22 protein-coding genes are annotated in these 26,472 nt (G+C 35.6%); 5 read left to right on the top strand and 17 right to left on the bottom strand.

Annotated elements, in window-relative coordinates; genetic code table 11:
- Positions 1 to 159: 159 nt before the first annotated feature.
- Positions 160 to 1,353, top strand: a complete 1,194-nt coding sequence (locus KD050_RS20405) for a NupC/NupG family nucleoside CNT transporter (protein ID WP_211896380.1) — start codon at positions 160 to 162, stop codon at positions 1,351 to 1,353.
- A 390-nt stretch (positions 1,354 to 1,743) separates the two neighbouring features.
- A complete protein-coding gene (locus KD050_RS20400) occupies positions 1,744 to 2,571 on the top strand; it encodes a non-homologous end joining protein Ku (RefSeq protein WP_211894116.1) in 828 nt (275 codons plus the stop codon).
- A 712-nt stretch (positions 2,572 to 3,283) separates the two neighbouring features.
- Here the strand turns inward: KD050_RS20400 and odhB are convergent.
- The 5 genes from odhB to KD050_RS20375 all read right to left on the bottom strand — a co-directional run bounded on the left by odhB (position 3,284) and on the right by KD050_RS20375 (position 11,377).
- Entirely contained in the window at positions 3,284 to 4,513 is a 1,230-nt protein-coding gene (gene odhB, locus KD050_RS20395; protein ID WP_211894115.1) for a 2-oxoglutarate dehydrogenase complex dihydrolipoyllysine-residue succinyltransferase, read from the bottom strand.
- A 29-nt stretch (positions 4,514 to 4,542) separates the two neighbouring features.
- Entirely contained in the window at positions 4,543 to 7,344 is a 2,802-nt protein-coding gene (locus tag KD050_RS20390; RefSeq protein ID WP_211894114.1) for a 2-oxoglutarate dehydrogenase E1 component, read from the bottom strand.
- 259 nt (positions 7,345 to 7,603) lie between these two features.
- Complete coding sequence (locus KD050_RS20385; RefSeq protein ID WP_211894113.1) at positions 7,604 to 8,980, bottom strand: HAMP domain-containing sensor histidine kinase; 1,377 nt, start codon at positions 8,978 to 8,980, stop codon at positions 7,604 to 7,606.
- Positions 8,977 to 9,651, bottom strand: coding sequence for a response regulator transcription factor (locus KD050_RS20380; protein ID WP_211894112.1), 675 nt, complete (start codon positions 9,649 to 9,651; stop codon positions 8,977 to 8,979). The genes KD050_RS20385 and KD050_RS20380 overlap by 4 nt, the downstream gene beginning before the upstream one ends.
- Before the next feature lie 73 nt (positions 9,652 to 9,724).
- Complete coding sequence (locus tag KD050_RS20375) at positions 9,725 to 11,377, bottom strand: sensor domain-containing protein (RefSeq protein WP_211894111.1); 1,653 nt, start codon at positions 11,375 to 11,377, stop codon at positions 9,725 to 9,727.
- Positions 11,378 to 11,735: 358 nt separating this feature from the next.
- Between KD050_RS20375 and KD050_RS20370 the strand changes: the two genes are divergently transcribed.
- Positions 11,736 to 12,281, top strand: coding sequence for a GNAT family N-acetyltransferase (locus KD050_RS20370; protein WP_211894110.1), 546 nt, complete (start codon positions 11,736 to 11,738; stop codon positions 12,279 to 12,281).
- 38 nt (positions 12,282 to 12,319) lie between these two features.
- Here KD050_RS20370 and KD050_RS20365 read toward each other — a convergent pair whose 3' ends face one another.
- Positions 12,320 to 13,396 (bottom strand): undecaprenyldiphospho-muramoylpentapeptide beta-N-acetylglucosaminyltransferase, encoded by a 1,077-nt coding sequence (locus KD050_RS20365; RefSeq protein ID WP_211894109.1) that lies wholly within the window; start codon positions 13,394 to 13,396, stop codon positions 12,320 to 12,322.
- Between the two features lie 47 nt (positions 13,397 to 13,443).
- On the opposite strand from KD050_RS20365, the gene KD050_RS20360 reads away from it, so the two are divergent.
- Positions 13,444 to 14,793 carry an MATE family efflux transporter gene (locus KD050_RS20360; RefSeq protein ID WP_211894108.1) on the top strand — a complete coding sequence of 450 codons (1,350 nt, stop codon included), beginning with the start codon at positions 13,444 to 13,446 and terminating at the stop codon, positions 14,791 to 14,793.
- Between the two features lie 741 nt (positions 14,794 to 15,534).
- On the opposite strand, the gene KD050_RS20355 is transcribed toward KD050_RS20360, so the two are convergent.
- The 7 genes from KD050_RS20355 to KD050_RS20325 all read right to left on the bottom strand — a co-directional run bounded on the left by KD050_RS20355 (position 15,535) and on the right by KD050_RS20325 (position 21,506).
- Positions 15,535 to 16,353: a CAP domain-containing protein gene (locus KD050_RS20355; RefSeq protein ID WP_211894107.1), complete on the bottom strand. Its 819-nt coding sequence runs from the start codon at positions 16,351 to 16,353 to the stop codon at positions 15,535 to 15,537.
- A 296-nt stretch (positions 16,354 to 16,649) separates the two neighbouring features.
- On the bottom strand, positions 16,650 to 17,498 hold the full coding sequence (locus KD050_RS20350) for a CAP domain-containing protein (RefSeq protein ID WP_235753864.1): 849 nt from the start codon (positions 17,496 to 17,498) through the stop codon (positions 16,650 to 16,652).
- A 159-nt stretch (positions 17,499 to 17,657) separates the two neighbouring features.
- Complete coding sequence (locus KD050_RS20345; RefSeq protein WP_211894106.1) at positions 17,658 to 17,918, bottom strand: hypothetical protein; 261 nt, start codon at positions 17,916 to 17,918, stop codon at positions 17,658 to 17,660.
- Complete coding sequence (locus KD050_RS20340; RefSeq protein WP_211894105.1) at positions 17,911 to 18,816, bottom strand: CobW family GTP-binding protein; 906 nt, start codon at positions 18,814 to 18,816, stop codon at positions 17,911 to 17,913. Before KD050_RS20340 ends, KD050_RS20345 begins: the two co-directional genes overlap by 8 nt.
- 64 nt (positions 18,817 to 18,880) lie before the next feature.
- Complete coding sequence (locus tag KD050_RS20335) at positions 18,881 to 20,362, bottom strand: lmo1851 family serine protease (protein ID WP_211894104.1); 1,482 nt, start codon at positions 20,360 to 20,362, stop codon at positions 18,881 to 18,883.
- A gap of 146 nt (positions 20,363 to 20,508) precedes the next feature.
- The gene (gene deoD / locus KD050_RS20330) at positions 20,509 to 21,213 is read right to left on the bottom strand and encodes a purine-nucleoside phosphorylase (RefSeq protein ID WP_211894103.1); all 705 of its coding nucleotides are present in this window, start codon (positions 21,211 to 21,213) and stop codon (positions 20,509 to 20,511) included.
- A 71-nt stretch (positions 21,214 to 21,284) separates the two neighbouring features.
- A complete protein-coding gene (locus KD050_RS20325) occupies positions 21,285 to 21,506 on the bottom strand; it encodes a YozE family protein (RefSeq protein ID WP_211894102.1) in 222 nt (73 codons plus the stop codon).
- Positions 21,507 to 21,626: 120 nt separating this feature from the next.
- Between KD050_RS20325 and KD050_RS20320 the strand changes: the two genes are divergently transcribed.
- The gene (locus KD050_RS20320; protein WP_235753863.1) at positions 21,627 to 23,492 is read left to right on the top strand and encodes a methyl-accepting chemotaxis protein; all 1,866 of its coding nucleotides are present in this window, start codon (positions 21,627 to 21,629) and stop codon (positions 23,490 to 23,492) included.
- 477 nt (positions 23,493 to 23,969) lie between these two features.
- Here the strand turns inward: KD050_RS20320 and msrB are convergent, their stop codons facing one another.
- Genes msrB through KD050_RS20300 form a run of 4 tightly spaced genes read right to left on the bottom strand, consistent with a single transcriptional unit; the run spans position 23,970 to position 26,305 of the window.
- On the bottom strand, positions 23,970 to 24,380 hold the full coding sequence (gene msrB, locus KD050_RS20315) for a peptide-methionine (R)-S-oxide reductase MsrB (RefSeq protein ID WP_211894101.1): 411 nt from the start codon (positions 24,378 to 24,380) through the stop codon (positions 23,970 to 23,972).
- Complete coding sequence (gene msrA, locus KD050_RS20310) at positions 24,381 to 24,902, bottom strand: peptide-methionine (S)-S-oxide reductase MsrA (RefSeq protein ID WP_211894100.1); 522 nt, start codon at positions 24,900 to 24,902, stop codon at positions 24,381 to 24,383.
- An 11-nt stretch (positions 24,903 to 24,913) separates the two neighbouring features.
- Entirely contained in the window at positions 24,914 to 25,486 is a 573-nt protein-coding gene (locus KD050_RS20305) for a YpmS family protein (protein ID WP_211894099.1), read from the bottom strand.
- 12 nt (positions 25,487 to 25,498) lie between these two features.
- Complete coding sequence (locus tag KD050_RS20300) at positions 25,499 to 26,305, bottom strand: GDSL-type esterase/lipase family protein (RefSeq protein ID WP_235753862.1); 807 nt, start codon at positions 26,303 to 26,305, stop codon at positions 25,499 to 25,501.
- Positions 26,306 to 26,472 lie beyond the last annotated feature (167 nt).

The following is a 26,472-nucleotide window of genomic DNA, read 5'->3' as shown; positions in this document are numbered from 1 at the left end:
TGATTCGAATTGATCTTTTACCACTAAATAGATTAATGTTTAAACCACCCTGTGTAATTAATATAAAACTCTTATTTTTTCATACTTTCTGTCTGGCGACTGAAGGGATGAATGAATAAGAGTTTTTATTTTGGGGAAAATAAAGTTGGAGTTGATTACATGTTCTTTTTATTAAATATATTAGGCATATTTGTTGTGCTAGGTCTCGTCTACCTTTGTTCGCCTGATAAACAGAAAATTAAATGGCGTTCTATCCTCAGCTTGCTCATCGCTGAATTGCTTATTACCTGGTTTATGTTATCGACCACGATAGGGGCATGGACGATTAATAAAATTGCTTCCTTCTTTACATGGTTGGTATCATCCGCCAATGCAGGAATCTCATTTGCATTTCCTTCTGTGATGGCGAATGAATCAGTTGATTTCTTCTTTAGCGCCTTACTGCCTATTGTTTTCATTGTGACTTTCTTCGATATTTTATCTTATTTTGGAATTATGACCTGGATCATAGATAAAGTAGGATGGGTTATTTCGAAAATTTCCGGCTTGCCAAAGCTGGAGAGCTTCTTCTCGATTCAAATGATGTTTCTTGGAAATACGGAAGCTCTTGCTGTTATCCGTCAACAGCTGACCGTTCTTAAAGATCATCGTCTATTGACGTTCGGAATCATGAGCATGAGCAGTGTAAGTGGTTCGATTATTGGGGCATATTTATCGATGGTTCCTGCCGAGTACGTGTTTGCAGCAATTCCGTTAAACTGTTTAAATGCCCTGTTACTGGCAAGTATTTTAAATCCTATAGAGGTTAGCAAAGAAGACGATATTGTTTATGTGCCTCCTAAAGAAGAACGTCAAGATTTCTTTTCTACCATCTCAAACAGTATGCTTATCGGAATGAAAATGGTCATTGTAATTTTAGCGATGGTAATCGGATATGTAGCATTAACCACCGCTCTTAATGGTATTCTGGGTTTCTTTATAGATGGATTGACAATCGAAAAGATTTTCGGTGTCATATTCTTCCCATTTGCAATCTTGCTTGGATTGGGCATCCAAGATGCGACGTATGTTGCTTCGTTAATGGGGATTAAACTCTCGACTAACGAATTTGTGGCCATGATGAACTTAAAAAACCATCTCCAAGACTTGAATCCACATACGATTGCTGTTGCTGTTACTTTCTTGACTTCATTCGCCAATTTTAGTACAGTCGGCATGATTTATGGCACATATAGCTCTACTTTAGGTGAAGAACGTTCAAAGATCATCGGTAAAAATGTATGGAAGCTATTGGTCAGCGGAATGGCTGTTTCTCTGTTAAGCGCAATGCTTGTGGGATTATTCGTTTGGTAAACATTGAAGTGATGGATGCTGTTGCTATTTAGGGATAAAAACAAGTGTTCAGTTAGCTACTCAAAGGAAGCCTTTAAAAGCACGGAAAATTTTTATCAAATGTTCAGAGATAACTAAAGAAGCTAACGGCCTAGATGTAGTAGGTTGTTAGCTTCTTTAACTCTTTTATGGAATTATTTTAAAAGCCATCCTCTAAAATTATAAACCACAAAGTGAATCTCCTGTACTATTCAACATTATATAGGGACTTCTGTCCTCAAACATCGGCGGCATCAATTGTTTACCTACTTCCAATGTTTTTCTTTAGTTTTCTAATTAATTCTACTTTTGATACATAAAAAGAACGGAAAGATTGCATAGTAAGAAGAAAAAGAAAAAGTGGTGAACATAATGCATACAGTTTGGAAAGGAAGTATCAGCTTTGGTTTAGTTAATATTCCTATAAAGCTTCATGCAGCAACTGAAAATAAGGATATAAAATTACGTCAGCTCCATAAAGAATGCCATACCCCAATAAGCTATGCAAAGGTTTGTGAAGGGTGCAAACAAGAGGTAAAGAATGAAGATATCGTCAAAGCATATGAATACTCTAAAAACAAGTTTGTCATTTTAGATGAAGAAGAATTAGAAAAACTGAAAAAAGAAAATGAGGATAAGGCTGTAGAAATTATAGACTTTGTAAAATTAGAAGAAATAGATCCAATTTACTTTGAGCGCAGTTATTTTATGGCACCTGATAGTGGTGGTGGAAAAGCATACTCTCTATTAAGAGAAGCATTGCATGAATCAGGTAAGATCGGAGTTGCTAAAATCATGATTCGTTCTAAAGAGCAATTAGCAATTGTGCGAGTATATAAAGAAACTTTAATCATGGAAACAATTCACTTCCCTGATGAAGTTCGTAGTACTGCAGATGTCCCTAATATTCCAGCTGAGCAAACTGTAGTAAAAAAAGAACTGGATACTGCTCTAATGCTTGTTGATCAATTAACTACAGAGTTTGAACCAGAAAAATACACAGACGATTATCGAACTTCCTTAATGGAGCTTATAGAAGAGAAAAAGGCTGGAAATAATGTAGTAACGACAAGCGAAAAACAGACAGAATTGCCATCAAATGTGACCGATCTAATGTCTGCACTTCAAGCATCCCTTGATAAAACGAAAAAGAAAAAACCTACTCCAAGAAAAAGAACACCAAAAGTGAAAACCTCTTAATCCAGATGAACGGAAATTAAAAGTACTTTTGGATAACTCTTGTTCTTTAAGAAAATGCTGGTTGTGACTGATGTCACAACCAGCATTTCTTTTCTCGGTAACCTTATTATGATTACCATTCCCGGTCTTTCGCTCTCCTACAACTTTTTGAAACAGGTTACAAATACTTTTCGGGATAAGAGAAGAATTTCTTTCCTACACTTGAAAGAGACGCTCGAAGATACAATTTCGAGCACCCCCTCCTTCTTCTCTGATCTCTACCATCCTTAAAGCAAATCTATTTATATAATCAATAAATCACTATAAAAACGCTAGAAATACTAGAAATAAAGCTACATTTATATACTTTTTATAAAAAGCGCTAAATTTCAGTGCAAATAGTAAAAAACGCTACCATATTTCAACATCGGTGACAGGATTACATTACCAGGCACTTTTTTAACTAACTCTATTACTACAGTGTTAAGCAATGCAAAATCTTAATTGAGTACTAACCCCTTTATTGATTGTAGTGAAGTGTAGCTTCACCAGTGGGACGAGTGAGACAGATATGACATCACAACCGGCCTGGTGATTTTTTATAGCACACCTCGTGGAAAGCATCCACCTGAAATGGAAATCAGCGGTGTTATCGGATAGATCTTATTCTTTAAAATATCTAGCTTATTTAATTTTGGAATGAAAAAGACTCCCATTCTGGGAGTCCTTTTTGTTAACTATTTAGTAATAGGTCTTCTGGATTTTCAAGTAATTCTTTAACTGTTTTTAAGAATCCTACTGAATCTTTTCCGTCAATAACACGGTGATCATAGGATAATGCCACGTACATCATTGGACGGATTTCAATTTCATTTCCAACAGCGATTGGACGTTTTTGGATTGTGTGCATTCCTAAAATACCAACTTGTGTTCCATTTAGAATAGGTGTTGACAGTAAAGATCCGAATACTCCACCGTTAGTGATAGTGAAAGAACCACCTGACATATCAGATAGAGCTAACTTGTTATCACGAGCTTTTTTAGCAAGTTCTCCAATATTAGCTTCGATTTCTGCAAAGTTTTTACGGTCTGCTTCACGAACGATCGGAACTACAAGACCACCTTCTGTAGAAACGGCGATACCAATATCATAGAAGTTATTTTTTACGATATCTGTTCCATCGATTTGAGAATTTACATATGGATATTTTTTAAGTGCTGCTACTACAGCCTTTGTGAAGAAAGACATAAACCCAAGACGCACGTCATTCTGTTCAAAGAATTGATCTTTTTTACGTGAACGTAATGCCATAACATTTGTCATATCAATTTCATTGAAAGTTGTAAGCATAGCTGTATTTTGTCTTACTTCTAATAAACGTGAAGCAATTGTTTGACGACGACGAGACATCTTTTCACGAGTTGTACGGCCATCGTCTTCTTTTGGTGCACTAGCTGTAGGAGCTGATGCTGCTTTTACAGGTGTTGGTGCAGAACCATGAGCTGAAACGTCTTGTACACGAACACGCCCCATTGGATCTACAGGTGAAATTTCACTTAAGTTAATGCCTTTTTCTCGAGCTAATTTACGCGCTGCTGGGCTAGCAATAGTACGGTCTTGCTCATTTGAAGTTTCTTCAGCAACTGGTGCTGCTTTAGGTGCTTCAGGAGCTTTAACCTCTTCTTTTGCTTCAGGTTGTGCAGCTGGTGCTGATGTTGTTGAACCTGAACCAGCTCCTACTACTGCGATTACTTGACCTACTAGAACTGTATCTCCTTCAGCTGCTAAAAGTTCACTAACTACTCCAGCTTCTTCCGAGATAACTTCAACGTTCACTTTATCTGTTTCAAGTTCTACGATGAACTCACCTTTTTCAACTGTATCACCTGGTTGTTTTAACCACTGTGCAATGGTACCCTCTGTAATCGATTCTGCTAACTCAGGAACTATAATTTCTGCCACTTGTATTTCCTCCTCTTGTCTTTCCTATCTTATAAGCTTTTTAATGTCTCTTCAATAATTCGAGTTTGTTCTACTTTATAAGTATCTCCGTCACCTTCAGCGGGACTTGCTCTATGCACACGACCAACATAAGTTATTTCTTGGTCTTTCGCTATTTCTAGTAGATATGGTAAAGCAAAGTTCCAAGAACCCATGTTTTGTGTTTCTTCTTGCGCCCAAACAAGCTGCTTCACATTTGGGAAACGAGACACAATTTCTTGAATCTTTTCTTGTGGGAATGGATATAGTTGTTCAACACGTACAATATGAACATGATCGAAATCTGCTCCATCTTTTACTTTGTCTGCCAAGTCTATTGCAAGTTTACCACTAACAAAAACAATTTTCTCTACTTTTTCTACTTGTTGACCTAAACCTGGTTGCTCAATAATTGTTTCAAATTGACCTGAAGTCAATTCAGCCACATCCGCTCCAACTAAAGGATGACGCAATAATGATTTTGGTGAAACAATTATTAATGGACGAATTGCATCTTCTTTAAGCATTTTTGCTTGTCTGCGTAAAATATGGAAATAGTTAGCCGCACTTGATAGGTTTGCTACAGTCCAGTTATTTTCAGCAGCTAATTGTAAATAACGTTCTAAACGAGCACTTGAATGCTCAGATCCTTGGCCTTCAGCTCCATGTGGTAATAGCATTACTAAGCCAGATTTAAGACCCCATTTAGCACGAGCAGAACTGATAAAGTTATCAAACATTACTTGAGCCATGTTAGCAAAGTCGCCGTATTGCGCTTCCCAAATAGTTAGTGAATTATTATCTTCTAAATTATATCCAAATTCATACCCTAGAATTGCCGCTTCCGTAAGTGGACTGTTATGCACTACGAATGATGCTTTTCCATCACTAATAGCGTGAATTGGTGTTAATTCGGCCCCAGTTTTTTCATCATGAAGGACTAAATGTCTATGGGAGAATGTCCCACGTTGGGCATCCTGACCAGATAAACGAATAGAATTACCTTCTTGTAAAATCGTTGCAAATGCAAGTGTTTCTGCATGGCCCCAATCTACCTTACCCTTACCTTTAAATGGCTCTTCACGTCGTTTCAATATTTTTGCTAACTTTTTAAATGCGCTAAACTCAGTTGGCCAAGTAAGTAGCTCCTCATTGATCTTAGCAAGCTTACTCTCTTCAATTCCTGTTTGAATTTCCGGCATACCATTTAATACTACTTGTGGTATAACGATGTCATGAACAGTGGATTGAGGAAGTTCCTTCACACGGTCATAAGCTTGTTGCATTTCAGTGAAAACCGATTCGTCTAATGTTTTTACTTCAGAAGATTCAATTAAACTTTCTTCAACTAACTGCTTACCATATATTTCTCGAACAGTAGGATGTTTATGAATCGAATGGTACATAGTTGGATTAGTTACTAAAGGTTCATCCATTTCGTTATGACCATATCTACGATAACCTAATAGGTCAATAACGATATCTTTTCCAAATTTTTGGCGATATTCATGTGCAAATTTAGCAACGCCAATCACCGCTTCAGGATCATCAGCATTCACATGAATTACTGGCACTTCATACCCTTTTGCTGGATCAGATGAGTAGTTGGTAGAGCGTGAATCATAATGTTCAGTAGTGAAACCAATCATATTATTCGCAATAATATGGATGGAACCACCTGTTTGATATCCACGAACTCGGCTATAATTCAGTACTTCAGTTACTACCCCTTGCCCTGGGAAAGCAGCGTCACCGTGTACTAAGATAGCAAAAGAAGCATTTTTATCTTGAACTGGGTAACCAGCTGCATCTGTTGTTTCTTGTGCAGCACGTGTTTGACCCGTAACAATTGGACTTACAACTTCCAAATGCGAAGGATTATAAGCAAGTTTTACTTTCAAACCTGTTTGTGAGCGGTAACTTGCCCCTTTATGGTATTTAACGTCCCCAAACCAGCCCTCAGAAAGTTCAAGCGACCCGTCCTTTGGTAGAAATGTTTCAGTAGGAACGTGTGCAAATTCTGCAAACATCATTTCATAAGGTTTGTTAAGAACATGAGTTAATACATTCAAACGGCCACGATGAGCCATACCAATATTTACTTGTTTTGTTTTTGTTTTGTCTGATTGACGAACTAACTCATCCATTAATACAACTAAAGAATCTAAACCTTCAATTGAGAAGCGTTTTGCTCCCACAAAAGTACGATGAATGAATTTCTCAAATCCTTCTACTTGCGTTAAACGTTTAAGTAATTGTTTTTTGTCTTCGGCAGATAGTTTTTCCTTCACAGCACCTTTTTCAATCTTTTCTTGTAACCAAGCACGTTCTTCTGAATTGACAATATGAGCAATTTCAAATGCAATTTTATCAGTATACATCGAACGTAAATGTTCGATTGCTTGTAAACCATTCGCAATATTTGCTGGTGCATTGCTAATTAGGAAAGAAACAGGTACTTCTTTCAAATCTTGCTCTGTTAAACCATAAGTATCAAGATTTATCTTAGAATCTTCTTTTGGACCATCATTTAATGGATAAATATTAGCAGTTAAGTGACCATGAGTACGAATAGCATCTGCAAGCTGAATTGCATGAAGCACTTTCTCAAAATTATTCGGCTCTACTACAGGTGTATCAGAGCTGTAAGATGAGACTGAAGCCGGAATCTTAGGTGCCCCGTACTGCTGAAATAACGTTACTAATTCAGGATCCACATCGTCAGGAGTCTGTAAAAACACATCATACTGCTCCATCACATAACCAAGGTTAGGACCAGAAAAAGCTGACCAAGGTGTTCGATTGTTCGACATTTAGAAAAACCTCCAACATTTTGTGCCTTCTAGGCATTTATCAAAAATACAAATTAATGGATAAAAAAGTTCCAGTTATACATGAAAAAAATACACGCAGATACATATATAGTTTACCACTCTTTTATATAGTCTCAAACTATCCTTATATAAGAACAATTTTTCCATCTCAATCTTACTACTATAGGAAAAAAATACAATGGTTTTTTTCAAAAAAAATAGGAAATTATCTAATTTATTATACTTTTACACTGAATGATTATTCACTTGTTAATTTAGGGAATAAAATGTAAAATTTTGTCCATTCTCCTTTTTCACTTGCTACAGAAATAGTACCACCGTATTCAACTACCAAGCTTTTGACTATACTTAATCCCAAACCTGAACCGCCTTTATTTTTAGTTCTAGCTTCATCAACAACAAAAAAGCGTTCGAAAATTTTGGGAAACATGGATTCTTTGATGCCAACTCCATTATCTTCCAATGTAATCTGCACTTGATCTGCGTTATTTACGACTGTCGCTTTAATATACGGTCTTTTATCATTATATTTTATCGCATTTTCTATTAGATTACGCAGTATTTGTTCTAGGGCTGTAGGCGGAACAAGTACTTTTGCTTCTTCATCTCCTTGAATTACGATTGTTGTCTCTGGTGATAGTTGTAAATAATTTTGCTGTAGCTGATGAAAGATAGATATGACAGAAGTAGCTTCTCTCATATTATTATGCTCATTTTTAGCTAGTTTTAACATTTCTTCGATTAATAACTTCATTTTTTGTATTTCCGTGAGGGATATTTCCAGAGACTCATCTAATATGGAGCGATCCTCTTTTCCCCAGCGATTCAATAGCGATAAATGCCCCTCCACTACCTGCACAGGGGTACGCAATTCATGAGATACATTATGGATAAAGTCGTCTTGTCTCGTAATCGTTTTGGATACTTCACCCATCAATTCCTTGTAAATTTTTAGTAGCTCTCCGATTTCATCTTCATTATCATATTGAAAACTCACTTTTTTAGAAAACTTAGTCTGTTTTGCAAGCTGCATCTCATCCCTCAGTTCTTTAATAGGTTTCAGTAAAATAGAGGATAACATAAAGGCTATTAACGCCGATAGAACAAGAGCTATGAGTGCGAATATGCCCATGGCTATTAATATATAATTCATGAGCTGAGTAAAGCTTTCTAAACTGTGCGAGATTTGTACATATCCTTTAAACAAACCAAAGTCTATTTCCGCTACCTTATGAAAAACTACTTTTCCATCTATTTCTTCTCTAACAAATTCATCCGTTTGAAGTGAAAAGGATTTTGGGAAATCGCTAGCATCATTGATTCTAAGAATTTCGATACCATCTTCATTCAATACACGAATTGATTGTTTTTGATTGACCAATTGATTGAGTAGTGTTCTATTTTTTTGAATATCCTGAATTGAGATGATGGGACCATTAGATTTGAAAAAATGAGTTACCTCATCCAAAGTATTTTGAGCAGTTTTTTTCTCGGAAATTTGCAGCCAATTGAAGAGCGAAAAATATAATATAATACACATCATAAGGAAACTTAAAAATATGGAAATCGCTGAAGCATACGTCCATTTACGTTGTAAAGTCCATTTTTTGATCATCTCATCACATACCCTACGCCTCTAACTGTCTCAATAATGGCTGCAATTTCCGCAGGAAGTTTTTTTCTAAGATGCCTTATGTATACATCTACTACATTTGTTTCAACCTCTACATCATATCCCCAAACTTTTTCCAAAATGGCATCTCTAGACAACACCATATTATAATTTTCCATTAAATAGACAAGCATATCGTATTCAGTTTTCGTTAGTTCAATCTCTTTCCCTTTATAGAAAACCTGATGAGCTTTCTGTTCAACTGTTAACCCTTGGATAGTCAATTCACTTTTTACGTTTTCTAAAGAGGGCTCTACCCTTCTTAGAACTGCTCGTATTCTTGCTAACAACTCCTCAATAGCAAAAGGTTTCACTACGTAGTCATCAGCCCCTGACTCAAGACCTGATACGCGATCTATAATCGCATCTCTTGCAGTAATTAGAATAATTGGTGTATTTTTCTTTTTGCGTACTCTTCGACATATTTCCAGTCCGTTTAGATTTGGCAACATGACATCGATTAGCATCAGGTCATAAGCATGATTTAATGCTAAATCTGCTCCTTCGCGTCCATCATGAGAAACGGAAACTTGAAAGTTTTCATGCTTTAACTCTAACTCCACAAACTTCGCAATATTTACTTCATCTTCTATTAGTAGAATATGCTGCATCATCTCTTCCATCCTTTCCATTATGGTCCCAACAATAAAATATAGCATAGCCTAAATGAAAGAAAAAGCCGTTCCATTAAGTATGAACGGCATTGGAATATATGTAATTGTTCTTTCCATTTTTCTTAGCCGTATAAAGCGCTTGATCTGCATTATCTAATAGCTCGTCGATAGAAGACCCATCATTCGGGAACATAGCAATCCCAATAGACGAAGTTGGCGAAAAGTAAAATTCATCTATGGCCCAACCTTTACGTAAATTTCGCTGAATTGTTTGAACGATCCCTTCAACTGTATTGCTCCTACCATTCACATAATCTGCAATTTGATCAATGATTATGACAAATTCATCGCCACCAATACGGTATACATTATACTTATAGTGTAAACTAATCTGAAGCGTTTCAGCAAAATGGGTTAAAAATTGATCTCCAACATCATGTCCATATCGATCATTAATCGCTTTAAAATTATCGCCATCAATATACAATAAGCCAACATTTGGAAAAGCTGAACTAACAGAAGAAATATAATCTAGAAAATCTTCATTAAAGGAACGACGATTAGGTAGGCTAGTTAAGCTATCATGAAAAGCCATAAACTTCAGCTGATCTTCTAAAGCTCTTTTTTCTGTAATTTCACGAGATACAATAACGAACCATTTTTCTTCCTCATCATCTACTGTGCTCTTTACTGTAGTAACAGACGTATCTGTCCAAATAGAGTTTCCATCCTTTGTTTGTAGGGGAAGTTCTACTCGGAACTTATCTAACATTTTTAACTTAGAGAAACTTACTAGGTCAGTTTGATCAGTTATCAATTTAAAATAATAACTACCAAGCAACTCTTCTTTATCATATTTTAATATTGTTTCGTGACTTGGTGATGAATAGAGTAAGTAACCTTCTGCATCAGTTATCGCTATTAAATCATTTGAATGTTCCGTTATCAAATTAAAGGAGCGTTCAATATTTCGTAGCTCGTTCAACATACGTTTCTTTTCCGTGTCATCAAATTGTATTGTTAAAAATTTTTCAATTTGCCCTAAATCATTTTTAATAGGCACAATAGTTGCGCTTACCCAAAAAAAGGAGCCATCTTTAGTTCGATTACGCATTTGACCATTCCAAATATCCCCATTATATATCGTTTCCCACATATTGGAGAAAAAGGTTTCATCATGATAATTCGAATTTATCATATGAAATGTTTTTCCTATTACTTCCTCCTTTAAAAACTTGGTTGTAGTTTCAAATAATTCGTTTACTACTTCAATTATTCCATCTTGATTTGTCATTGCAACCAATGCAACTTCATTAATAGCTTTACGATAATTTTCTAAAACATAGGTAGATTCTTTCAAATGCTGTGAACGAGAAACTTCTTTAGTTGTAGCTAAAATATAAGTAGATCCATTTTCATAAATGGGGATAGCAATTGTTTCATTAATAAGTGTTTCACTTTGTACACAATAATGATCCTGGTAGCAAATAGATTTTTTTTGCAAGCATGCACGATTATAATTTTGAATAATAGTTTTATTATGAAATTCACTGAAGCATTCTTCCAATGATTTCCCTATAGGATTTTCCGAGAAAAGCTCCTCGGCTTTTTTGTTGATAAACTCATACACATAAGAAGAATCTTCTTTACGCATAAAGAACACATATTCATCAGCTAAATCATATAATAAGTGGAATTGATTATGGTTTAAGAAGGATTGAGACATCTATTTAAAAACTCCTGTCAAGTTCTATACTAAGTTAATTTAATCATATGTATTTAAGGAGAAACATACAAGCATTTAACATTTATATTTTGAAATATCTTTTAAAAAAGTTTAATAATTTTTAAAAAACTTTCTACTATGCAAAACAGAAAAAACGAAGTATATTATTAATGCAAATAATTTTATAAGGCAAAGTTCGCTTTGCCGAGGGAAGGCAAATGGTGCGCCACCAGTTTTGAGCTGGTCCTAGTAGGTTCGATTCCTACCCCGAAATTTTTTATGCACTATGAAGTGAAAAATTTCAGGGGAACTAGGATGACTCAGCTCATTTATTGGTTCTTTTTAGGGGGCGCTTTTTTTGATAAAAAAACGAGATTTATTCGAATGTACATCTCTTTATGAACTAATGTCTGAACCAACTATTTTGCCTTTTGTACGTCAAAAAGCAAGTTCGGCTGATGAGTATTGGTTTATTACGAAACAGTTAATGGAAGAAGAAGAAAAAGGAACCGTTATTTCTCGAACAATTGTTAGCGACTTTGGGCAACCAATCGGAACAATTAATCTGTTTGATGTAGAAGATGGAGCAGGATTTTTAGGCACTTGGATCGGCTGTCCATTTCAAGGTCTAGGATACAATAAAAAGGCAAAAGAACAATTTTTGCAGGAACTTTTCTTTGAATTAGATATTCATACTGTATTTTTACGAATTCGCAAAAACAATAGTAAAAGTATTCGTGCCACGGAAAAACTTAGATATGCATTGAAAGCTAATGAATCACATCCTTCTATCTACGCAGAAATCAATGCTGCAAATGAAGTATTTGATCTATACTATATACCAAAAGACTTGTTCCACTTAGTACTGATGCAACAAGAGAACGAAGAGGAACAGGCAATGTAAAAAAACTCCCGTCACAACGCAATAGTGACGGGAGTTTGTTATTTTTGGTAGGTTAATAATAGATCTACAAACTGCTCTGGCGTTCTAGAAGAGTTAGCCTCGAACATACGATCGATCATTTCTTCCTTTTCCCCAACAATGCGATTTAAAGAATCCATAAAAGTAGTAGCAGTAAGGTTTTCTTCTTCAAGTACATATGCAAATCCTTTTTTCTCAAAGTATTTTGCGTTCAACACCTGATCCCCTCTACTTGCGTGGATTGATAACGGAATAAGTAACATGGGTTTTTTTAATTCGAGAAACTCGAAAATAGAGTTTGAGCCAGCTCGGCTAATTACATAATCAGACATTTTCATCAAATGAGGTAATTCATTTGTAACATATTCAAATGCTATATAATTTGGTTTCCCAACTAATGATTCATCTTTGTTTCCCTTACCACATAGATGAATCAGTTGAAATCTGCGTGTAAGTTGCTCGATATTTTCTTTGATGACATCATTTATCTTCGCAGAGCCTTGACTTCCACCCATAATGATAATCGTTTCTTTCATTGCATCAAAACCGGTTAATTGTTCTGCAATTTTTTCATCACCATGAAATAAATCTGGGCGTAATATCGCTCCAATAGATGAGGCCTTATTATCCGGTAAGTGTCTTAATGTCTCCTCAAAAACAGTAAAAATATGCTCAGCAAACGACGAGGCAATTTTGTTAGCTAGACCAGGCGTTAAATCTGATTCATGAATCACTACTGGTATATTCGAAAGTTTTGCTGCAAGCACTACAGGAACAGAGACAAAACCTCCTTTTGAAAATACGATAGAAGGTTTCACTTTTTTCAGTACGGATAAAGCTTGTAATGTACCATACAATACTTTAAATGGATCGGAAAGGTTTTTCAGTGAAAAGTATCTTCTTAACTTCCCATTTGAAATAGGATGATAAGGAATTTCAGGAAATCTCTCCCCAATGATTGTTTTTTCTATACCATTATACGATCCAATATAATGGATATTATATTTTTTCTCTATTAACTCGGGTATTATAGCTTCGTTTAACGAAACATGACCAGCCGTTCCCCCACCAGTTAATACAATTGTGTTATTATTCATTAATAATCTCCTAACTAATTTTATAACTTTAAAGGATGTATGCCAACATGCACGAAATGAGAACTCTACCAGAAAAAAGTAAGTATATGATTAAAATCGTATTGCCCATATTAATCACACAAATTGCACTCTATTTAATGACCTTCTTTGATATTTTAATGACAAGTAAATATAGTATTAACCATTTAGCTGGTGTTTCTATAGGTTCTTCTTTATGGGTACCTGTATATACCGCCTTAACCGGTATATTAATAGGCATTACGCCCATTGTAGCACAATTAATAGGAGCAAAAAAGAAGAAAGATGTACGTACCTTTGTACAACAGGGATTTTATATTGGAATTGTACTAGCTATAATTGTTTTTTTAGGAATTTTCCTGCTCATTGACCCAGTATTAAATTTAATACCTCTTGAAGATAGTGTACGCATCGTAGCAAAGAATTATTTGTTAATGCTGAGTATTGGACTGATTCCATTATTTTTATATAGTGTCTTACGGTCTTTTATCGACGCTTTAGGGAAGACAAGAGTTTCTATGTTCATCACTCTATTATCTGCGCCTATTAATATTGTCTTAAATTACTTGCTTATATACGGAAAATTGGGCTTTCCAGAGTTAGGTGGAGTCGGAGCAGGACTAGCTTCTGCAATTACCTACTGGGTTATATTGCTTATCGCAATTATTATCGTCCTTCGGAGTAATCCCTTTGCAAATTTAAAAATCTTTCACAGCTGGACCAAGCCATCTATAGTGAGAATACGCACACTTATGAAAATTGGAGTTCCCATAGGGATATCTCTTTTTGCAGAAACAACTATATTTTCGGCTGTCACAATACTGATGAGTGTATATTCAACCGAAGTAATTTCCGCTCATCAAATAGCCATGAATTTCACTTCTCTGTTATATATGGTGCCACTGAGCATTGCAATGGGTGCTACTATTTTAGTAGGGCATGAAATTGGTGCAAAACGATTCGCAGATGCGCGAGACTATAGCTGGTTGAGTGTGGTAACAGCTATATGCTTTAGTTTACTTTCAATTTCTATTTTGTTGTTATTTAGAGAGCAAATTGCCTCTATATATACGGACGATCGTTATGTAATCGAATTGACGGTTCAATTTTTCTTCTTCGCTGCCTTGTTCCAATTATCTGATGCAGTTCAAGCGCCAGTTCAAGGAGCATTGCGTGGTTATAAAGATGTGACGATGACATTTATCATGGCTATCATTTCCTATTGGATAATCGGTTTACCTACTGGGTATATCTTAGCCAACTATACTTCGTTTGAGCGCTTTGGCTATTGGATTGGATTGATCGTAGGGTTGTCTATAGGGGCAATCACTCTTACCTCTAGACTTATTTATTTACAGAAGAAAATGAAGAAGCAGTGATACTACATTCGAAACTTCTACTTCATGTAGAATATGGTGTTTTCTACACGGATGTGCACTGCCGCGCGCTACTCATGAGCCTTCAAGGATAATCGCTAGCGCTTCTTCATCCTTTATGAAGCCTCATTCTTCGCGCTCCTGCGGCTTTGGAGGCGCACATCCTAGAGATCGCTTGTAAACAGAATTCACTTTCTAGAATGACGCATTATTGCATTGGATGTTAATAAAACCCGCAAGTAAGTCATATCTAAGCGCAAGTAAATGATCAATAATCGCTAGTAACGTGTTGGGCAACGCAAGTATCCGCCGATTCTGAGTAAATAAATGTCAATTAAGGAGAAGATGCTTTCTACACGGATGTGCGCTGCCGAACGCTACGCATGAGCCTGCAAGTAATATCAAATAGGGCTACTTACTACTTCTCTCAAGCTAGTGAGCTTTTACTAATTTACTATTATTAAATGTTATTTATCATCGTTTTTATAACACTTACTCTGCTCAATCTTAAAGTTAAGATATAATATCCATTGATTGGAGTGCAACGCGGCGACTCGAGCGGGAACAGCACGAGCTGAAAGCCCCGCAGGAACGGAGTGACGAGGAGATTGAAGCCGTGCCCGGGGAAAGCGTCCGCGTGAAACGGAAATCTTAGGATTACTATCGCTTCTCTATTGATATACCTTCTTCCATCTGATTAATGAACACAAAAAAACGACGCACAATGCGTCGTTTTTGTTTTCATTATTTACCGATGAATTGTTGTGTCCAATAATAACCACTATCAGATAGACCTACTCCGATATGAGTATATGAACCATTCATAATGTTAGCTTTATGTCCTGGAGATTTCATCCATGCATCTACTACTTCTGCTGGGCTACGTTGACCCATTGCGATGTTTTCTGCTGCAGATTTATAGGTAACTCCAAATGACTTCATTTGATCAAATGGTGATCCGTAAGTTGGGCTTGTATGAGAAAAATAATTTTTATTTTTCATATCTTGAGATTTTGCTTGTGCTGACTGAGTAAGTTTTGTATCAATCTGAAGTGCTTTTAGTCCAGCCTTAGCACGTTCTTTGTTAGTTAAATCGACAACTTGTTGGATTTCAGAAGTAACTTTAACCTCTTCTTTCGCTTCTTCCGTTGGCTCTTTTACTACTGGTTCTGCTGGTTTTTCTTCAGCTGGCTTAGCTGGAGTTACCACCTCTGGTTTTTTTACTGGTTCCGCTGGTTTCTCAACTTCAGGAACCGGAGCTTTTTCTTCTTGTGGCTTTTCATTTTCTTTATCTATAACTACTGGTTTTTTATCAACTTGATTAATATTTATCTTAGATACATCCTTAAGATTTAGGAGCTTTGCAAATGATAATTGCAAATTGTTATTCCATTTCACTTTATAGGAAAGGCTTTTTGGAGCTTCCCAATTGTATTCAACGGATGTCTTTGCCTCAGAAGTAGTCGGTGAAAACCCAGTATTCATAGATGCGCTAGCTGTATTGGCAGAGATTAATAATCCACTAGCTATAATTCCAGCCATAATCGTATGTTTTTTATTCATGTTTCATTTCCTCCTTCTTTTGTGCTCCCCTATTGTAAACACAAAATAGAATGAAATTTTCCCATAAAATATTCCACCGATACCAATTGAATATTCCTTTCTTTAGAATCTACAAGTCTAGCAAAGATTTTTGGATAACATAACCACTTTGCTATAATATTTGCAATTATCTTCGGTTGACAGTTTTTAAATTCTTCATTTTAATTGAAGTGCAACGCTGCGACTACAGCGGGAACAACCCTAAACTAAATATATGTATATAAAAAACGACGCAAAGTGCGTCGTTTTTGTTTTCATTATTTACCGATGAATTGTTGTGTCCAATAATAACCACTATCAGATAAACCTACTCCGATGTGAGTATATGAAGCATTCATAATGTTAGCTTTGTGCCCTGGAGATTTCATCCATGCATCTACTACTTCTGCTGGTGTACGTTGACCCATTGCGATGTTTTCTGCTGCAGATTTATACGTAACTCCAAATGACTTCATTTGATCAAATGGTGATCCGTAAGTTGGGCTTGTATGAGAAAAATAGTTTTTATTTTTCATATCTTGTGATTTTGCTTGTGCTGACTGAGTAAGTTTTGTATCAATTTGAAGTGCTTTTAGTCCAGCCTTAGCACGTTCTTTGTTAGTTAAATCGACAACTTGTTGGATTTCAGAAGTAACTTTAACCTCTTCTTTCGCTTCTTCCGTTGGCTCTTTTACTACTGGTTCTTTTACTACATTTTCTTCAACTGGTTCTGCTGGTTTTTCTTCAGCTGGCTTAGCTGGAGTTTCTACTTCTGTATCTTTTACTGGTTCTGCTGGTTTCTCAACTTCAGGAACCGGAGCTTTTTCTTCTTCTATTGGCTTTTCATTTTCTTCATCTATAACTACTGGTTTTTTATCAACTTGATTAATATTAATCTTAGATACATCTTTAAGATTTAGAAGCTTTGCAAATGTTAATTGCGTATTGTAATTCCATTTTACATTAAAGGAATAGCTTTTTGGAGCGTCCAAGTTGTAAGTAATGGATGTCTTTGCCTCGGAAGTAGTTGGTGAAAACCCAGTATTCATAGATGCACTAGCTGTATTGGCAGAGATTAATAATCCACTAGCTAAAATTCCAGCCATAATCGTATGTTTTTTATTCATGTTTCATTTCCTCCTTCTTTTGTGCTCCCCTATTGTAAACACAAAATAGAATGAAATTTTCACATAAAATATTCCAATGAAACCAATTGAATCTTCTTTTCTTTATAATCTACAACTCTAGCAGATATTTTTGGGAAACTTAACCACTTCGCTAAAATATTAGCTATCATCTTCTGTTGACAATTTTTTTAATTCATCATTATATAGTTCAAACATCATTTTCTGCTGATTGTCTGATAGCTTACTGTTTTTAATACGATCAATTGCTAGACTATACTTTTTTTGAACCGATAACCTAGCTCTTGGGTGAGTATATTCATCTAATAACTCAGAATGAATGATACCTCTGATCTCTTCTTCCGTTTGAATTGTACTAACTGACTGACGGTTTTGATAAAGTAATTGAAACGCTTTAATCATGTGGAGTATTTCCTATCACAACGATAGATTCTACACTATCTCCAATAATAACAATCTGCGGCTGCATTTTAATGTATTCAGGAAGCCATTGCACCATACCGTAAGCATACTGAAACAGATAAGGATTTTTATGTCCTTTTAATGGCACATACCCCTTCATACGATATATAGTGTCTGGAAGTTCTCTAACCCATTGTTCAAATTGATCCTTATCGACTGGCTCTGAAAAGGTGTGCAAACGTGAAGATAAGGAAAGCTGTTTTCCTAATGCCGCTTGTTGGACCTCTTGACCATGAAATGTAGCTTCTAGGTTTGTTATCATTTTTAAAGGCAGTTTAGCATTGGATGTTTGAATGATAGGAGCATGACTATTTAAACCTTGAATTTGCATTGTCACCATAGCTATTTCATCATCAGAAAGCAGATCTATCTTATTTGCTACTATTAAATGCGCATGTTTAATCTGTTCCAAAAATAACATGCGTGTCTGAGGGGTCATTTTGTCTCTATCTATCCATCGTTTACAGTCTGCCACTGTAATAATACCTTTCATATTTAATCTACTTGCAAAATAAGGTGATAAAACCGCATCCATAGCTTCGACAGGGTGAGCTGCACCTGTTGTTTCTATTAATAGGATATCGAACTCTTCCCCTTCTAATAACATTTGTAGTTGTGCTTCCATTTTTTCAGCACCAGTGCAGCAAATACAACCCTCCAGCATTTCCTTTATCGGTACATCATCGTCCACTGATCTACTATCAAAAGGTAATTTCCCTAATTCATTCATAATAACTGCAGGCTTTAGCCCTTCCGCTTTCAATTGTTCGATTAAATGAGATAATAAAGAAGTTTTCCCACTTCCTAAAAATCCACTTAGCAGATAGACATCCTTCATATTGTTTAACTCCCTTAATATCGTTGAAAAAGCTGACCATAAAGGCCAGCTCCCATTCAACTCTTTATTTGTCCAACAAATCTTTTGCAATTTCTTGTGCTTTTAATAACTGTGGATCCTCTTCTAAGATTTTAGCTCTTAGTTTATCCATCAATTGAAAAGAGGTTTCTCCATCAATATCTCCTGATACAACAAGTTTGTTATCGGATTGGAACTTCTTCACTGCAGTATTCATCTGTTCATCAAAGTTACCATCCACTACACCTACATCATATCCTACCGCTTGAAGCATTTCTTCTGCAGTTTTAACTGCTTCAGATGATTGGTTTGTTTTCAATGTAACAGTAGTGTCTAAAGGAGGTAACATAGCATACGATGGATATTCAACAACATGATCTGGAAGAATCCCTACATCATGAATCCAGTTTCCATCTGGCGTTAACCATTTAGCTGTTGTGATTTTAATATTTGACCCATCTGGTAAATCATTCACTGTTTGAACAGTTCCTTTACCAAAGGAATTTAAGCCTACTAATGGAACATTTGCTGATTCACTCAAAGCACCAGCTAGAATTTCTGATGCCGATGCACTACCTTCATCAATGATTAGTGTAACAGGTACATCGACGCGAGTACCAGGTGTAGCTACTGTAACCTCTTTATTATTTTGAATTTCAATTTGCAGTAGGTTTTTTCCTTCTTCCACAAAAAGATTAGAAATATCTATTGCAGAAGATAGAAGACCTCCAGGATTTTGACGAACATCAAGTACTAATGCTTTCATACCCTCTTTCTCCATTGAGTCGATTGCTGTTAGTAATTCTTCATACGTGTTTGTAGAAAAACTGGATATTATAATATGTGCCACTTGATCATCTAACATCTCAGCATAAACCGTTTCAATCGGAATATCGTCACGTACTATCGTTACTTCCATTAGAGCATTGGTACCTCGTTGGATAGATAGCGTTACTTCAGTTCCTTTATTTCCACGAATAAGTAATACTGCTTCGGAAGCACTATACCCTTTAATATCCTTACCATCTACTGCCATGATTTTGTCATTTGGCATCAATCCAGCTTTTTCAGCGGGTGAGTTTTTGATAGGAGAAACGATGTTAATAACACCATCTCTTTCTTGAATCTCTGCACCTATACCTTGAAAACTAGAAGATATATTCTCATTAAATTGGGAAGCCTCATCCTGGTTCATATAATCGGAATATGGATCCTCTAATGCATCGATCATCCCGTTAATAGCGCCATTAATCACTGCTTCTTCATCTACTTCTTTATAGTATTCTTCCTCTAATTTATCATATGCCAAATACAATTTAGAGAACTCAGAACGCTCTTTCTGATTAACTGGATTTACGTTTACAACCTTTTCGTCACCCCATGTTAAGGCAATCATGGTAACTGCTGCAGTTGCAACTACTAGGGCAAAAATACTTAATAGGAAAACAAATGGTTTCATTTTTATATATTTTGATGCTGGTTTTAATTCCGTAATCTCTTCTTCATTATTATGTTTTTGTTCGTCCAAATTCCTTCACCCTTTTCAAAAAAAACTTCCCTTAATACTATATGTAGTATTTAATACTTTAAGTCATTGCTACATTTTAAAAATAGACTGTCATATATATGACAGTCTATTTATGATTGTTATCTAATTCAAAGCCAAAAATATTATTAGTCTTGAATTGCTGCTTCTAATGCAACAACAATCATATCATTAAACGTTGTTTGACGTTCCTCAGAAGTAGTTGCTTCTCCTGTGATAATATGATCACTAACTGTTAATACAGACAATGCTTGACGACCGAATTTAGCAGCAAGTGTATATAAAGCCGCGGATTCCATTTCTACAGCAAGAACTCCATAGTCAGCCCACTTCTCATTTTGAGCGTTTTCATTGTAAAATAAATCAGCTGTAAATACATTACCAACTTTTAAATTAAGTCCAGCTTCTTTACCTGCGTTATACGCTTTGTATAACAAGTCAAAGTCAGCAGTTGGAGCATAACTAACATCATCTAATAACACTTTATTTAAAGTAGAGTCAGTTGATGCACTTTGAGCAAGAATTACGTCACGAACTTTTACATCTTTTTGGATTGCTCCACATGTTCCAACACGGATTAATTTTTGTACATCATAGTCATTCATTAATTCATGAATATAAATAGATATAGAAGGAACGCCCATTCCTGTACCTTGTACAGAAATTCTTTTTCCTTTATATGTCCCAGTATATCCGAACATATTACGAACCTCATTATATTGAACAACATCCTCTAAGAATGTTTCCGCAATATACTTTGCACGTAATGGATCTCCTGGAAGTAAGATTGTGTCTGCAATTTCACCTTTTTTTGCGCTAATATGAATACTCATTTAAATAACCTCATTTCTAATACGTTTCGGCTTAATGATACCGTTTTTTTTCTTCAAATGCAATGAACTTGCTACTTTGAATCTTCTATATAATACTCCCATATTTTATCAAAGACAGTTGCGGGCATATTTGGATCTGCAAGCTCTTCAATATATAACGAAATTATATCAAAAGAAGTTTCTGCTTTTGGGAAATCGTGATGGTCAAACATACTGTTGGCAAATTTTGACTTTTCATCTTCCTTTTGACCCCCACGAAATTTTAAAGCAAACAAATAAAACGATTGTCTCATAAAAATAATCCTCCTTTAGTCATGAAGACTTATGAAAACGAAAAAATTGTAGATAATTCAAACTAAAACAAGTAAACTTAAAAATGTTAATAGTTTGACATATTGAAAGGGTTGGTATGGTTGAGAAATAACATTACAAAGAAACTAAAATCAATGAAATTCCCCAAAATAAAAGCTGATAGAAAGAAAGATGGGAAAACTAAAATAAGTAAAGCTATTTCCCTATTCAAAAAATCTAGGAAGGAGGATAAAAGGATAAACCCAAACCATGCAATCAAAGCCAATTTTCTTCAGTCCATCCGTGGTAGAGTTCTTATAATCTTCACAGTACTTATTATAGTTTTAATATCAATGCTTGTCCTTACATCTACAAAAATGTTTTCCGCTCAACAAGCATTAGAGAAATTTACAAATGTCGACATTAAAGAACAGATGATGGTAAACCAAATCGCAACGGAGATTGCACAACTTGCGAATGCAGAGCAAAGTTATATAATAACCGGTAAAAATAATTATATGGCAAGCTATAGAAAATATAAAGATTCAACTATTACTAATATCAAAGAACTGTATAAAACGTACGAAAATCGTCCAGAAGAACTTCAAAAAATCCAGTCTATTGACCAGTTTTTCACAACTTATTTACAATACTCAGATCGTGTTATCAAAATTCGTGATGAAAAAGGTATAGAATCTGCCCAAAAGTTAGTCAATACTGGAAACGGTAAAGCTGCAATGGATTATGTGAATGTACATATCGCAGCAATAAACGAACTTCTTGAAAAGAATAATGCAAATCAGATTGCTCTATTGAAAAAAGAAAATAATACTTCACTTATTATTTTTATTGCACTAACTGTTTTCTCTGTAGTACTTACCCTATCCTTCGGTATTTTCTTGTTCTATTCTATTAAGCGCAATACTTATGCTATTAACCGTTCTATTTTGGATATTGCACAAGCTGGTGGAGATTTAACTCGTCGAGTAAAAGTGAGATCAAAAGATGAATTTTCAGAGATAGCAATTAGTACAAATGTATTAATAGCATCAATAGCTGACTTAGTAAGAAGAGTTAGAGAACTTACAGTAAATGTTTCTGCAAGTGGACAAGAATTGATGGCTTCATCAGATGAGACCGCTTTAACAATTCAATCTATCGCTGATTCTACGAATGAAATCGCTGCCGGCAGTGATCAAACATTGAGAAGCATGACAGAGGCAATTCAAAAAATGAATTCATTAGAAGAAGCAACAAGATATTTGAACAATGACGCACGGTTAGTAAAAGAAGCTACTGACCAAATGATGCAAGCTGCTCATAAAGGCGGAGAATCCGTACAACATTCGTCTAATGTAATGATGAGTATAGAAGAAACAATGGCAAATACGACTCAAACTGTTGAATCACTTGGCACAAAATCAAATGAAATCACTTCTATTATCAAAACAATTACAGCTATTGCAGAGCAAACGAATTTACTAGCATTGAATGCTGCTATCGAAGCTGCTCGTGCTGGTGAACATGGTAGAGGGTTTGCTGTAGTTGCAGATGAGGTAAGAAAGCTGGCAGAACAATCTCAGAAAGCTGCAAAAGAGGTTACAGGAATTGTTACTTCTATACAATTAGAGGTTACGTCAATCGTTAAACAAAATCATGAGGGTGTTGAAAGTGTGATTCGGGGGGTTGAAGTAGCTAATGAAACGAATGCATCACTTGACCAAATCATGAAACAAACAAATGAAACGATTTCTATTATTGATAAAATGGTGAAACAAATCGAAGAAACACTTAACTTCAGTCAAGAAGTTGCTGCATCGTTTATAGAAGTAACTCAAATTGCAGAAAATACAGCATCTAACACGGAAACTTCCGCTGCTGCAGCTGAACAAGGATCTGCTGCCATGGAAGAAATTAATGCATCTGCTGTAGAATTATCACACCAAGCAGATGAATTGAGTAAAGTAGTAAATGAATTTAAACTTTAAAATCCTACATCATTTGAAAAGCTTAAGTGCCATTTGAAGTCAAAACCTTTTTCTATCGTTTTTCGGTGGGCTTTGGACAGACTTGTTGCTTATATTATTACCGACTGATTTTTTAGAGAGGTTGGTCGTGACTGACGTCACGACCAACCTCTCTTTTCACGGTAACTTTATGGCGTTCGCCTGTCCGTCACCCTCCTACAATTTTGAAAATAGGTTTAAAATATTTTTGGGGAGAAGGGAAAAAATGCTTTCCTCCACATAGGGATGACAGTATAAGAACGCGACATCGTGTCGCAACGACTGCCTGACCCTCATCCTGCGGGCCTCCGAAGATACAATAGAAAGTGCGTTGAAACGGAAATCAGCGGTATTATTAAATAGAACTTAAGCTTTATTATAATAGGAACACTGGATTCATAAGAAGGCAAAATATAAAAAAGGAAGTGGATTGTCCACTTCCTTTTGCTTATTCATCCATTAAAATAACTTGCTATATTCTTCATAGCCTTCTTCAGCTAATTTATCTTTCGGTACAAAACGGAGTGCTGCGGAATTGATACAGTAGCGTAGACCTGTTTCTTCTTTAGGACCATCCGGGAACACATGACCTAGATGAGAATCTGCTGTTTTGCTTCGAACTTCTACTCGTCTCATACCATGGCTGTCATCAAATTTTTCTAAAACCTCATGTTCTTCAATGGGACGAGTAAAACTTGGCCAACCACAACCTGCATCATATTTATCTTTTGAATGGAATAAAGGCTTGCCAGATACTACATCTACATATATTCCTTCATCAAAATGCTTATCATATTCACCTTGAAATGGTGGTTCTGTACCATTTTGTTGCGTAACATAATATTGCATTTCTGTTAAGTTCTCTTTCATTTATAGCCCCTCCTTCATTCTTTCAACAAATGCAGCTCTGCCTGATCCAGTAAAATATCGATTATAGTGACCAGGATTTTTCTTATAGTAGTCTTGATGATAATCCTCTGCTGGATAAAACTCAGCTGCAGGAAGTATTTTCACCGCAATTTTCACATTAAATTTCCCAGATGCATCTAAAGCATCCCTAGACGCGATTGCTTTTTCTTTTTGCTCTTCTGTATGATAAAAAATAGCTGTTTGATAGGAGGAGCCACGATCAAAAAATTGACCATTATCATCGGTTGGATCAATATTGAGCCAAAAAATTTCTAATAAACGATCATATGAAAATACAGTAGGGTCAAAAGTAATTTGTACTGCTTCATAATGTCCAGTTGCATTGGAACAAACCTGTTCGTATGTTGGGTTAGATACATGTCCACCCGTATATCCAGAGACCACTTTTTCAATTCCATCGTACGAATCAAAAGGCTTCACCATACACCAAAAACAGCCTCCCGCAAAAGTTGCTTTTTCCATTGTTTCGCCCCCTATTCTTTTGGTATTACAATTTCAAGCGTAATGATATCCTCGGCTAAATTCAACTCTTTTGCTCGGACACGAACACCTGAGGTCATCGGAATATCTGACAACTGGATGAGTACCTCCTCTTCTTCTGGATTCACAACCATCCATTCTGGTAGTTCAACTGAATCCCTTAATAGCTTTAAAATCGTTTCAGGATCTAGTTTAAGTCGTCCAATTTCAACAGAAGATTGCTCTAATCGAATATTTCCATTCTCTTCTACATATGGTTCAAAAAACATTCTTACTGGCAAATTAATAGAAAAAGCAGTAAATTCTGATGATAAAACAACTTGATCATCTACTGATATCTGAAGTGGTAAAGGCTTTCCGCCTATCGCTTTTTCAAGATATGTATTTGCAATAGCTTGAAAATCCTCTTTTGTTGCATTTACAGTTAATACATTTCCTTCTGGAGGTATGCTAGCTTCCTCAATCAATACGGATTCAACAGGAGTTGTTATCCAGTAAATGAAGGTTCCAATACTGCCGATGATAATTATTACTAATAAAAAAAATGCAATTTTCCACTTATTCATCCCATCAACTCCTTAAAACAACAATTCCCAATTATCCACATCTATTAAATCACATTCTTGCATCGTGTTAACTATTTTTTCAATGACAAGTTGATATCCTTTACTGTTCGGATGGAAAAAATCCGTATGATAAACCAAATTAGCATTTGTCACGAAAAGATGGTCGATAGGTACATAACAAGCATTACTATCGCTAGAAGCCGTCTCCTGAATTGCTTCATTCCAATCGTTTAAAATTAGGTCAAACTCACTTTTTTCATCTGTGACAATCGTAATAGGATTATATAAACCTATTATGATTATCGGAGCAGTACTATTAATCTCCCTAATCTCATGAATAATTTGATCGTAATTCCTTTCAAACTTCTCTAGTTCCTTTTCAAATGCTTCGACTTTTAGATTAAACAAGTCTTTCTTAACAACTTTCATGATGTCATTTCCACCAATGGTTAATGTAATTATATTGGCTTTTCGAATTTGGTGGTCAATTTCTCCACCCTTTAACATCTTTAAAAGTTGATCGCTTCTACGACCTCTTTTTGCAGTATTGGTTAATAGAACGTCTTCTATTCCTTTATATTGTGAAAAATGTTGTTGGAGACGTCCTAAATACCCCTCTCTCTTTAATTCATCTCCTACTCCTTGTGTCAAAGAATCCCCAAGGCCAACCACTTCTATCGTTCTCGGAAAAAATTGAAAGGGGATAACATAATCTTCAAAAAGAACTTCCTGTTTTTCTGAAAAACTAACTTCTACAAGATCATTGGAATTACATCCTATAAGAAAAATAACACAAATAATCATTATTAAATATTTCATTAGAAACCCCTTTTTTTTAAAAGTAAAACTTTAATCAGTGTGGAGATTTTCATACTCACTGATGAAACATGAAATTTAGCCAAAAACAGCCACTTCCTGTGGCATTGCCTGAGAATCCAACATCCTGTTGTTCCGAAGCATTCGGGATAAAACAAAAGCAGGGATAA

Source organism: Psychrobacillus sp. INOP01 (genome assembly GCF_018140925.1).
Taxonomy (GTDB): domain Bacteria; phylum Bacillota; class Bacilli; order Bacillales_A; family Planococcaceae; genus Psychrobacillus.
The sequence above is the reverse complement of the archived record's forward strand: the minus strand, read 5'-3'. Positions and strand labels throughout refer to the sequence as shown.

What these genes read in the sequence shown, in the direction of transcription:
- KD050_RS20400 (WP_211894116.1), top strand. Translation starts at nt 1,744, where the DNA reads ATGCATACAGTTTGGAAAGGAAGTATCAGCTTTGGTTTAGTTAATATT.
- KD050_RS20305 (WP_211894099.1), bottom strand. Translation starts at nt 25,486, where the DNA reads ATGAATAAGTGGAAAATTGCATTTTTTTTATTAGTAATAATTATCATC.
- KD050_RS20350 (WP_235753864.1), bottom strand. Translation starts at nt 17,498, where the DNA reads ATGAATAAAAAACATACGATTATGGCTGGAATTTTAGCTAGTGGATTA.
- KD050_RS20380 (WP_211894112.1), bottom strand. Translation starts at nt 9,651, where the DNA reads ATGATGCAGCATATTCTACTAATAGAAGATGAAGTAAATATTGCGAAG.
- KD050_RS20375 (WP_211894111.1), bottom strand. Translation starts at nt 11,377, where the DNA reads ATGTCTCAATCCTTCTTAAACCATAATCAATTCCACTTATTATATGAT.
- KD050_RS20340 (WP_211894105.1), bottom strand. Translation starts at nt 18,816, where the DNA reads ATGAAGGATGTCTATCTGCTAAGTGGATTTTTAGGAAGTGGGAAAACT.
- KD050_RS20360 (WP_211894108.1), top strand. Translation starts at nt 13,444, where the DNA reads ATGCACGAAATGAGAACTCTACCAGAAAAAAGTAAGTATATGATTAAA.
- KD050_RS20300 (WP_235753862.1), bottom strand. Translation starts at nt 26,305, where the DNA reads ATGAAATATTTAATAATGATTATTTGTGTTATTTTTCTTATAGGATGT.
- KD050_RS20355 (WP_211894107.1), bottom strand. Translation starts at nt 16,353, where the DNA reads ATGAATAAAAAACATACGATTATGGCTGGAATTATAGCTAGTGGATTA.
- msrB (WP_211894101.1), bottom strand. Translation starts at nt 24,380, where the DNA reads ATGAAAGAGAACTTAACAGAAATGCAATATTATGTTACGCAACAAAAT.
- KD050_RS20405 (WP_211896380.1), top strand. Translation starts at nt 160, where the DNA reads ATGTTCTTTTTATTAAATATATTAGGCATATTTGTTGTGCTAGGTCTC.
- KD050_RS20365 (WP_211894109.1), bottom strand. Translation starts at nt 13,396, where the DNA reads ATGAATAATAACACAATTGTATTAACTGGTGGGGGAACGGCTGGTCAT.
- KD050_RS20325 (WP_211894102.1), bottom strand. Translation starts at nt 21,506, where the DNA reads ATGAGACAATCGTTTTATTTGTTTGCTTTAAAATTTCGTGGGGGTCAA.
- msrA (WP_211894100.1), bottom strand. Translation starts at nt 24,902, where the DNA reads ATGGAAAAAGCAACTTTTGCGGGAGGCTGTTTTTGGTGTATGGTGAAG.
- KD050_RS20390 (WP_211894114.1), bottom strand. Translation starts at nt 7,344, where the DNA reads ATGTCGAACAATCGAACACCTTGGTCAGCTTTTTCTGGTCCTAACCTT.
- deoD (WP_211894103.1), bottom strand. Translation starts at nt 21,213, where the DNA reads ATGAGTATTCATATTAGCGCAAAAAAAGGTGAAATTGCAGACACAATC.
- KD050_RS20385 (WP_211894113.1), bottom strand. Translation starts at nt 8,980, where the DNA reads ATGATCAAAAAATGGACTTTACAACGTAAATGGACGTATGCTTCAGCG.
- KD050_RS20345 (WP_211894106.1), bottom strand. Translation starts at nt 17,918, where the DNA reads ATGATTAAAGCGTTTCAATTACTTTATCAAAACCGTCAGTCAGTTAGT.